The organism is Pseudoalteromonas sp. KS88, assembly GCF_004766475.1.
Taxonomy (GTDB): Bacteria; Pseudomonadota; Gammaproteobacteria; order Enterobacterales; family Alteromonadaceae; genus Pseudoalteromonas.
Window position 1 is genome coordinate 180481 of the sequence record NZ_PYHV01000009.1, and the last position, 10485, is coordinate 190965.

General features: G+C 40.9%; 8 protein-coding genes. 5 read left to right on the top strand and 3 right to left on the bottom strand.

Going from position 1 to position 10485, the window contains the following annotated elements; genetic code table 11:
* Nucleotides 1-5 precede the first annotated feature (5 nt).
* Nucleotides 6-704: a 16S rRNA pseudouridine(516) synthase RsuA gene (rsuA, locus tag C7Y70_RS06520; RefSeq protein ID WP_135473847.1), complete on the top strand. Its 699-nt coding sequence runs from the start codon at nucleotides 6-8 to the stop codon at nucleotides 702-704.
* Nucleotides 705-831: 127 nt separating this feature from the next.
* Nucleotides 832-2460, top strand: coding sequence for a methyl-accepting chemotaxis protein (locus C7Y70_RS06525; protein WP_099294795.1), 1629 nt, complete (start codon nucleotides 832-834; stop codon nucleotides 2458-2460).
* Nucleotides 2461-2518: 58 nt separating this feature from the next.
* Here C7Y70_RS06525 and C7Y70_RS06530 read toward each other — a convergent pair whose 3' ends face one another.
* Entirely contained in the window at nucleotides 2519-3292 is a 774-nt protein-coding gene (locus tag C7Y70_RS06530) for a YggN family protein (protein ID WP_099294796.1), read from the bottom strand.
* A 134-nt stretch (nucleotides 3293-3426) separates the two neighbouring features.
* Nucleotides 3427-5856, bottom strand: coding sequence for a zinc-dependent metalloprotease (locus C7Y70_RS06535; RefSeq protein ID WP_135473849.1), 2430 nt, complete (start codon nucleotides 5854-5856; stop codon nucleotides 3427-3429).
* Nucleotides 5857-6018: 162 nt separating this feature from the next.
* On the opposite strand from C7Y70_RS06535, the gene C7Y70_RS06540 reads away from it, so the two are divergent.
* Nucleotides 6019-6987 (top strand): class 1 fructose-bisphosphatase, encoded by a 969-nt coding sequence (locus tag C7Y70_RS06540; protein WP_135473851.1) that lies wholly within the window; start codon nucleotides 6019-6021, stop codon nucleotides 6985-6987.
* Between the two features lie 89 nt (nucleotides 6988-7076).
* Here C7Y70_RS06540 and C7Y70_RS06545 read toward each other — a convergent pair whose 3' ends face one another.
* Entirely contained in the window at nucleotides 7077-7403 is a 327-nt protein-coding gene (locus tag C7Y70_RS06545) for a hypothetical protein (protein WP_099294799.1), read from the bottom strand.
* A gap of 52 nt (nucleotides 7404-7455) precedes the next feature.
* Here C7Y70_RS06545 and C7Y70_RS06550 point away from each other — a divergent pair, with 52 nt between their 5' ends.
* The gene (locus tag C7Y70_RS06550; RefSeq protein WP_135473853.1) at nucleotides 7456-7806 is read left to right on the top strand and encodes a DUF5522 domain-containing protein; all 351 of its coding nucleotides are present in this window, start codon (nucleotides 7456-7458) and stop codon (nucleotides 7804-7806) included.
* A gap of 232 nt (nucleotides 7807-8038) precedes the next feature.
* The gene (locus C7Y70_RS06555; RefSeq protein WP_135473855.1) at nucleotides 8039-10438 is read left to right on the top strand and encodes a TonB-dependent receptor; all 2400 of its coding nucleotides are present in this window, start codon (nucleotides 8039-8041) and stop codon (nucleotides 10436-10438) included.
* Nucleotides 10439-10485 lie beyond the last annotated feature (47 nt).

A 10485-nucleotide genomic window follows, 5' to 3' on the forward strand; every position in this document is an offset into this window, starting at 1 on the left:
ACCCAATGAAATTTCCTTGCCGTTTAGATAAATTTATTAGCCACCTAGCACAAATTCCCCGCAGTAAAGCAAAAGCGCAAATCAAACAGAAAAACGTAATGATCAATGATCTGATTGTCACCGCCTTTGATCATCCCGTTGCGCAAGCTGATCAGGTAGTGCTTAATGGTGAGCCCCTCACTTATCTTGGTAAACGCTATTTCATGCTTAATAAACCTGTAGGTTATGTATGTGCGAATGTTGATGAACTACACCCTACCGTTTTTGATTTATTGGATGAACCTAATATGAATGATTTTCATGTTGCTGGGCGACTAGACATTGATACCACAGGGTTAGTACTCATTACCAACGATGGCGATTGGTCACATAAAATTACTTCGCCCAAGCACAATAAGTTTAAAACTTACCTCGTCGAAACCCAAGAGCCACTTAGCGAAGAAGCGCTTGAACAATTACGTCACGGGGTACAATTACATAACGAGAAAGACCTGACTCGCCCTGCCATTGCAGAGTTAATAGCCAGCTATAGTTTACGCCTTTCAATAAGCGAAGGTAAATATCACCAAGTAAAACGTATGCTTGCTGCTGTAGATAATAAAGTTGTTGAATTACATAGAGAAAAAATTGCAAACATTGAACTTGATTGCACACTTGAAAGCGGTGAGTACCGCCAACTAACGGCTGCTGAAATCGGGCTATAACCGTCCCCTTAACAGAAACTTGAGCAAATATCACGTCCAAAACCTATGTTATTGTTAATTATAACTAACAACTGGCCGATAAACGTGGTAGAAAATTAATGTCATAAAAATTAATAAGGGGCTTACCATGCTGTCGGGTCTAGCATTAAGAACGAAAATTATCCTCTTCGCAGGAGCTATGTTTATAGCACTCAATACAATTGCGTTACTCGGCTTACAGTCACTACGCCACGCGAGTGAGAGCGATAACATTGCGCGCATCAACCAACTCATGAAAAGCACCACAAACATTGTTGAACAATTCGAGCTACTCGCTAAAACACAGCAGCTCTCTGAACAACAAGCCCGTGAATTTGCAACGCAAATGTTACGTGAAAATAAATACCACGATTCTGAATACGTTTATGTCGTAAATGATAAACTTAATTTTATTGCCACGCCGCATGACCCACAACTTCACGGTACTAGCTTTAATGATTTTAAAGATGCAAACGGCAACAGTATTGGCCGAATGGTAGAGTCGCTTGTAGGCAACCAAACCAATAAGATTATCACTTACCACTGGGATTCAGTGCGCGATGGTGAAACAGTCGATTTGACCTCTGTAGTACAGAAAACGCCTTACTTTGGCTGGTACGTTGGCACTGGTATTAGCGCCAAAGAAGTCAACGCACGTTATTGGGATACAGCAAGTTGGCTGCTTGGGCTGTCATTAATCATTGCTATTGTACTGACAATTGCGATTGCGCGCTTTGGTATATCTTTAAGTAACGCACTTGGTGGTGAAGTAAATCAAGTTATTGATATAGTTAAACAAGTATCAAGAGGTAATTTAGACTCTCACATCCGAAGCGATGCACCAGCCGAGAGTATTATTGCAGCAATGCAATATATGCAGCAGGGTTTGCGGGGCGTAGTCGGCGGTATTAAAGATGTGACTGACAGCCTTAAAAATCAAAGTATTGATAATGAATCCCGCTCGATAGAACTTGATAAATTAACGCGAAGCTTGAACGAAGAAACCCACATGGTTGCTTCCGCTATTACAGAGCTGACCGCTTCTGCTCAAACTGTTGTAGAACATGCAGAACAAGCCGCGCATTCAGTTCAAGAAGCTGAAAACCAAGGCCAAAGTGCCAGCCACTTAACCACTGAGGCTGCGAACACCATTGCGTTATTAGAGCAACAAATTGACAGCGCTGGTAATAACATCCAAGTTCTTGATGATGAAGTAAATAATATTGCTAACGTGCTAAGTGTAATTCAAGGAATTGCTGAGCAAACAAATTTACTTGCCTTGAACGCAGCTATTGAAGCTGCCCGTGCCGGCGAACAAGGCCGCGGCTTTGCCGTTGTTGCTGATGAAGTGCGACAACTCGCCCAGCGCACTCAATCAAGCACTGAAGAGATCCACACCATGATTGGCAAGCTACAATCAGCCACCCAAGATGCTAAAACATCAGTGAACTTAAGCATTACGACCAGTGAGCAAACTGTTGCTAAATCGAAAGACGCCAGTGAAGAATTACAACGCGTGGCCTCTTCGCTCAGTGCAATTGCGCAAATGAGTCACCAAATTGCTATCGCGGCGAAAGAACAACTTGATGCAGGTGAAGATACAGCCAAACGGATTGTGACAATTTCAGATACCGCTTCACAAACAGCGAATGTATCTCATCAAGCTCACGCGGCGACTGATTTAATAAAAGGTTTAACGAATGATTTAGAAGCGCAAACAGGTAAATTTAAATCTTAATCATCAACTTCCCTGAAAAGCCCGTACTCGTTTGCGGGCTTTTTTATTAGGCCAGCAATTACGATTTTATTTGCACTAAATCAAAATCGGCAAGATCTGGCACAATCGTTTGTAAGCGCGATTCTGTTATATCTAACGAATTTAAACACTCACAATATTCTGAGGCTTTAAGCTCTAATTGGTGAGCTTTTTTTTGTAATGATTTATCAATTTCTTTAGAGATAATATCCATTCGCTGGCCCATATCGTTAATGCGATCCTCGATATTCCCTTCACGCGATTTAAATGCATCACCCAGTGAGACTAAAATAGCCCCTAATGAACCGTGCACAGCTGAATGGATTTTTTTACTGATCTCTTCGGTAAAGAAATCATCGATTTTAGACAACGACTGTGGGGCAATAAAAAAGAAGTCGTCACCACGCTTAAATTTATCCATCAATGCGCGCTCAACGTATTGTAGCTGGGTTTTAAGCACTTCAGGTTCTTTGTCTGACATACCTTCAACAACTTGCTCAATTGCGCTCAAACCTAAGTTCACACCATCAGTAGCAAGTTCAACAAGCTCTGGAACAGTATCTCTAATTCCTTTACTAAATTGCGCAAGAACTTGGCTTTCTTCAGTGCTTAAATCTATCCAATAACCTCGAATAAATAACTGGTTATTATTATTTATTTGTACCCGAGTTTGGCCTTTATCCACAATGCGAATTACATCATCAGTAATTATAAGGCCATGGCTGAGTTCAACCTCACATTGGGCTTGGGCAAAGGCAAAGGAACTTGAAAGTGCTACAGATAACGCCAATATCGAGCGAGATAAAAACGCCATAAACACCTCAAAAAGACTAAAAATGGAAGGCCAGTAGGTTAACAAAAAACCATTTTTATGCAAGTGAAATGGTAGGCGCGATTTGACATCGCGCCTGGATGCTTCAAGTGCGCGGGATAAACCCGCGCTTCCATTTAAATGGGTGAACCTGGTGGGATTGGTAAAACTTTAAAGTTTGAAGGCCACTCTCCTGATGCTAAAAATTGCTTTATTTGCTCAGATAAATACTGCTTAAATGCACTTTCACCGATACTCACACTGCCAAGTAGCGAACGCTGCTGATAGTCATCACTTAACTTGACTAAGTAATAACGCAACTGAGCCTGCACTTCAGGATCCACATCATGGCTAACAGCTAGATCTGCAAATTGCTTAGCCGTTAACAACTGCACGCGCTGATTTATCTTAGCTGCCATGCCTGTTTGCTGCGCGCTTTCAAATATGTGCTCATATATTTGCGCAAGCATTTCATCAAATGTAAAAAAGTCACTACTATGGACTTGTTGCTGCGCAAGGCGGTTTAAGCGCTGACTATTTAGCATTAACGATAAACTGTGATTTGCAGCCACCTCAGGTAAGGCCATCGCATCGAGTGTTAAGCCTGTACGACCGACAATACTTTCACGGCTTTTTGACTCACCGTATGCTTTAGGTGGTATCAGTGCCAATATATGCTCAGGTAGCATTAAATTTTCGGCTGTTAATGTACTTAACATGGCATTGAGCGCTTGCTGTTGTAATGATTTACTCACTACTTGAGCCCCTTTTACGGCCTCATCACTGCGTACTTCGTAGTCATAATCAACACCGGCAATCAATTTAACAACCGACTCAACTTGGTAACGGTGAAATAAATACAAAGGCACTAACATCTCTTCAAGTTGAGATAAAGCCGTGCCTGTTTTTATATTCTTGATACCAAAATTAGCCAATGCGTATTTACGTACTTCTAGAACACGGGCTAACTCTTCACTCGGTGATGCACCATTATCCCAAAGATGAGCAGTAGGGTGAGCGCCACCTTTAGGGCGGGCGTCGCTATCAGAGATAAACTCCAATCCTTTGGCTTTATTTTGCGCCAAAATAGCTGCAAGCTCCGCACTTTCATCAAAACCGGTAAAATCACTGTAGCCATATTTAATGACCTGTGTGTCCCATTGACCCATGCCATGCGCATATCCACGACTGACATCTAGCTTACCTTTCTCGTTAAAGCTTAATAACGGGTGAGGGTAATCCATAACCGATGAACGGTCTGCCACTGAGGCAGAGAAATTATGGGCAATACCTAGCGTATGGCCTATTTCATGAGCACTGAGTTGGCGAATACGATCCAACGCCATAGCTTGCAAGGCTTTAGTCACTTCATTACCATTTATATATGGCGCTGCAAGTGCTTCTGCAATTAAAATATCTTGGCGAACACGTAATGAGCCTAATGTAACGTGGCCCTTTAAAATTTCACCTGTACGAGGGTCAATCACTGAGCTGCCATACGACCAACCTCGTGTTGCACGATGAACCCATTGAATCACGTTGTATCGAATATCCATCGGGTCTGCGTTATCTGGTAATACTTTAATAATAAATGCATTTTTGTATCCTGCTGCTGCAAAAGCGTCATTCCACCATTGACCACCTTCAAGTAAAGCGGTTTTAACAGGCTCCGGGACACCTGGGTCTAAATAGTACGTAATAGGTTTTACCGGTTCACTGATTGGTAGTGAAGGGTCTTTTTTAGCAAGACGGTGACGTGGAATGTAACGTACTAACATTGAATCACTCAACGGCGCAGCGTAATCTTTATGTTCAATACTCCAGTAACCTGATTGAGGATGAAATTTACGAGGTGTGTAGTTATCATCAGGTAGTTCAATTAATGAATGGTGCATATGAACCGTCAACGCATAAGGGTCTGCGCTGACTTGGCGGATATACTTACCCGGCTTACTCCCTTTAAAGGTGAGCACAGCTTCAAGCTCAGTGTTTTTCATAAAGGCTTTAGAACGCGGCATATACACTGCACTGCGGCTCTCATCTAGACTAAAGCTACCTTGTTTGCGAGAAGCCAAGGTGCGGCTAACACCATGAACATCGCTCAGTAAGTAAGGGGTATAATCAATTAAAACGGCTTGTGGGCTTTGCGCCACTACTTTAAAACCCGCTAAAATACTTGACGCAAATGCCTCTTGAATACTTTTTTGCTCAGCCTTATTAGATGTATTAGCTCGGTAATACGTGTTGATTGCTCTGAGCATCACTTTGTCACCAAAGCGCTCAAACTTTACTAGGTGTGTATTGCCTAACTGACCACGGTCGAGGCCAATATCATTTGAGCCAACACCATAAGGTAAACTTTGCTGCAGTAAAAATTGCTGTTCAAGTTTATCTACTTTTAAATAGATTTTGCCATTTTCGGTATCGTAAAAGAATGAAAAATAGCCAGGAAAATGATTCATTTGTGCAGTAAAATCATTTATAGACTTAATTGCTGCGTGCGCTTGGGTTATCATAGTCAGCAACACAGTAAAGAGTATGTAACGTATCAGTGGTATTTTTTGCATAATCTTATCTTTGTTATTCGCGTTTTAAATAAGCTTGAAGGTGGTTCTAGTATAGGATATCAGCTTTAAAATACAGTTATTTAAGACGAAATTCAGCGCTAGCTTTGATGATCCCTCTCACCCTATGATTATCATGGCCTTTAACGTTATCAGGAAAATAGAATGCGTAGACTACCCCCAGTATTACTTGAAGACGGTTGCCCAAGAGATTTAATCTCGTTAATAAGAACGATTTTAGCTGCGTGCAAAGAGATTTCGTTCCGTGTAGGTCAAGGTGCATTATCGGGCGTACTTGGTTCAACACTGGATGAGAACATTCAAGGTGAAACACAAAAGAAACTTGATGTGTTAACCAACCAGTTATTAAAAGATATTTTGCTGGAATCTGGCTACGTTAAAGCGATTGCGTCAGAAGAAGAAGACTACACCGTAGCAGGCAACCCAGATGCAAGCTATATTGTGGCATTTGATCCATTAGATGGTTCATCAAATACTGACATCAACTCATTAGTCGGCACTATTTTCTCAATTATGCGAGCACCTGAAGGTTCGGATGCTGCGGATGAAAGCATTTTTATGCAACCGGGTAAAAACCAAGTGGCAGCGGGATATGTACTTTATGGCCCATCAACTGTGCTTGCATTAACAACGGGTAAAGGTACCCGCTTTTTCACGCTTGATAAAACACATGGTACGTTTTTATTAACTGAAGACTTTGCTAAAGTACCTGAAGAAACCAGCGAATACGCTATCAATGCATCAAATCAACGTCACTGGCAACCTGCGATGCAAAGCTACATCAATGATTTGATGGCCGGTGAAACAGGCCCACGAGCGCGTAATTTCAACATGCGCTGGATTGCTGCTATGGTCGGTGACGTGCATCGAGTTTTATGCCGAGGTGGAATTTTTACCTACCCTACTGACACCAAAGATCCTAACAAACCAAACAAACTACGCTTACTTTATGAAGCAAATCCAATGGCGATGTTAATAGAACAAGCTGGCGGTATTGCATCTACAGGTACTGAACGTATTATGGATATTCAACCTGACGCTATCCACCAACGCGTAGCTGTTATTTTAGGTTCTAAAAACGAAGTAGAAACCTGCTTAAACTACCACAAGTAAAAGCAGGCAGTTTTAGCTGAAAATAAAAGCCGCGCTTGTTAAATCAAACGCGGCTTTAATTTATCGCTATGTGTTCTAAAAGCTAACGGCTAGCATTTCAATAACTCAACCAACTTCGCCACTTTATCATTATCTAGCTCGCCCATTTGCTCGCTGTTACTCAGTGCATATATCACACCTTCCACTGCGCTGTAGTCTATGTCAGTTCGTGCTTCAATTACATTCGCCCACAACTCAAGGTCATCTAAGTCGATTTCGCCAGCAAGGCAGCGTTTAAGTACATCAATGACGTTTTCGAGCGTTAACGTGTAGCATAAAATAGGTTCAACTTCGTTCGTTGAAACAATAATACCAATGGCTTGGTCCTTATTTTTACCTAGGGTGGCAAATTCTGCTAACGCTTGTGCTCTGTTCATGTTTATTTATCTGTTATTCTAATAATGATTTTAAAAACTGAATGAATATTAAATGACAACTTTAGCCTGTTCACAATGTCAAACAACGCTTACATGTAATGTTGATAACATCAACGCCTGTTGGTGCAATGAACTCCCAGCTATTTTACCGCTTAATGACTCAACCACCAGTTGTTTATGCAAAGAGTGTACGTTAGCTAAAATCAATCAGTTTTTAGCTACCTTGTACACGCAACCTTTAAAAGAACAACTGACTTTTGCTAAACGTTTCCATAGCAACGCAAACCTGATAGAAAATCTCGATTATGAAATGCAAAACGGCTACATGGTATTCAGTCGTTGGTTTTTCTTAAAGCGTGGAACCTGCTGCAAAAACAATTGTAAGAATTGCCCATTTTCATAAGTTTATACGCAAAACCCTCCTCTTTCCTTCAAACATAAAATTTACAAGAAAAATATTTAAAAATATTTTTATTCAAAAAAACAAAGAATATCAACTTAAAAATGCATTTACGTGAATAATACACGCGTATTTTTGAATATAAATTTCTGTACCAATTTCAACCATCTTGTTTATGTTTTTTTAACATGCTTTTCTATTTAGTAACAACAACCAGAAAAAAACAGGATACTAAATGAAACAGTTCAAGCCGAGCATTATCGCTTGTGCAATAGCCGCTCAATTTTTTACTGCTCATCATACTGTTGCAGCTGAACAGCAGATAACTGCTAATAAAGAAATCGAAACTATTGAAGTAACAGCAACCAGGCGCTCTGGCTCTATTCAAGATGCACCGCTTAATATTACCGCCTTAGATGGTGATGTTATTTCTGATCAAAACATTGGTAACCTTGAAGACGTTGCTCGCTGGGTACCTGGTTTAACTATTTCTGATCAAGGTGGCCGAGAAGGTTCGCCGATTATTGTTCGTGGTTTAAATACTAATTCTTCAGATCGCGGCTCAGATGGCGGGACTGTGGCAACCTATGTCGGTGAAATTCCGCTGAATATAAGTTTACGCCTAACCGACATTGATCGCATGGAAGTGCTTATTGGCCCACAAGGTACTCTATACGGTGCAGGTACTCTAGGTGGCGCAATCCGATATTTACTAAAGCAGCCTCAACTTGATATTACCGAAGGCAGTGTTTCCGGTGATATCTTTTCAATCAATGAAAGTGATGATACTGGTGGTGAATTTGGTGCAGTCTTTAATACACCATTAATTGACGATGTATTAGCGGTTCGCGCTAGCCTGAATTATTATAATAAACCAGGTTATATCGATTACAAATATGCAGTGCAAGAACCTGGTGTATCTAACCCAAATCCCGACTTTACAAATCAAAATGATATTGATAACAACTTACGTCGTGTGAATGATGCAAACGATGAGAAAATTACCACTGGACGCCTATCTGTTCGCTGGCAAGCAAATGAAAACGTTGATGCTACGCTAAATTACTTTTATCAAAAGCAAGAACACGGTGGCAACTCAACAACACAATATAATACGCTAGCTGATAGTAGTGCCCTGAAAGGAACTATTGGCCGCTATGAAAACGCAGCTCGCGTACTTGAGCCTGGTGAACAAGAAAATGATCTTTTAAGCCTTGAAGTAAAGGCTGACTTAGGCTTTGCAGAGTTGGTATCCGCCTCTGGCTGGTCAAGCTATGAGCAGTCAGGGCAACGAGACCAAACTGACTTACTTTATGATATTTGGACTGGCTACGCTGATTTCCCAGCATTTGTCGGGCAAACACTTGATACTGCTGATCGTGATAACTTTACTCAAGAGCTGCGCTTAGTATCTAATTCAGATAACGCTTTAAATTGGATTGTAGGTGTTTATTACAATAAACAAGATAACTTTTCAGACGACCGTGAATATACACCGGGTTTAACTGAATTTTGGGGCGGTGGAATACCTAATGTACAAGAAGACTTAGAGTATATTGTAATCAGCAATTCTAAAATCAAAGAGCAAGCAGTTTTTGGAGAGGTTGGTTACAGCCTGACTGAGCAACTTGATGTTACACTTGGCGCACGTTTATACGAATATGACATTTCTACTAACTCAGGTTCAGCTACACCACTGTACTCTGGAGATTTTTCATCACTTGATCAACTTGAAATGGAAAATGTCAGTGCCAATGATAGTGGTAACTTATTTAAGTTTAACGCTAACTATAAATTTGAATCTGGCATGTTGGCCTACTTTACAGTAAGTGAAGGATTTAGAATTGGCGGTGGTAACGGTATAGCACCTTGTCCAGATGTGTTACCAGAGCAACAAATCGTATGTGCACTTGCGAATGAAGAAGATTATGAACCTGATACCACAGTTAACTATGAGCTTGGCTTTAAATCGAGTTGGTTTAAAAACAGCCTACATTTTAATGCGGCGTTATTTAATGTCGATTGGAAAGATGCGCAAGTAGGTAGTTCCACTGTCAATGGCCAAGAACTAATCACTGCAAATGCCGGCTCAGCAAATTCAAAAGGGGTGGAAATTTCATCTCGCGCTATATTTGCTGATAACTGGACTGCTTACGCTACTTACGCTTATGCTAAAGCAGAACTAACTGAAGATGCACCTGATCTCTTTGGCATTAATAATGGCGCAGTAAATGGCGATCGATTACCAGGCGCTCCTGAACATCAATTTTCATTTGGGCTACGCTATGAGCAAGATATAATGGACGACAAACTTTTAAGTGTTAACTATGGTATGACAGCACAAAGTGATGTAATAACTAAAGTAGGTCTTAGAGATGACGCTGAAACACTGGCTGGTTATTCGCTTAGTAACTTGTCAGCAAGAATAACTGGTGACATGTGGTCAGCCACTATTTATGTTGATAACTTATTCGACAAATACGCGTTTACCTCAGTGCGCCGTGATAAATCATGGGCGGGTATGTCTCAAACAGGTGACAACAAGGCTTTACCTGAGTTGCAACGTGTATACGCTCATTACACAACAACACCGCGCACGATAGGTATGAAGTTTACTTATAACTTTGAATTATAAACAACGAGTAAAAGCCTTGGTGTTTTGTACCAAGGCTTTTATCCTTT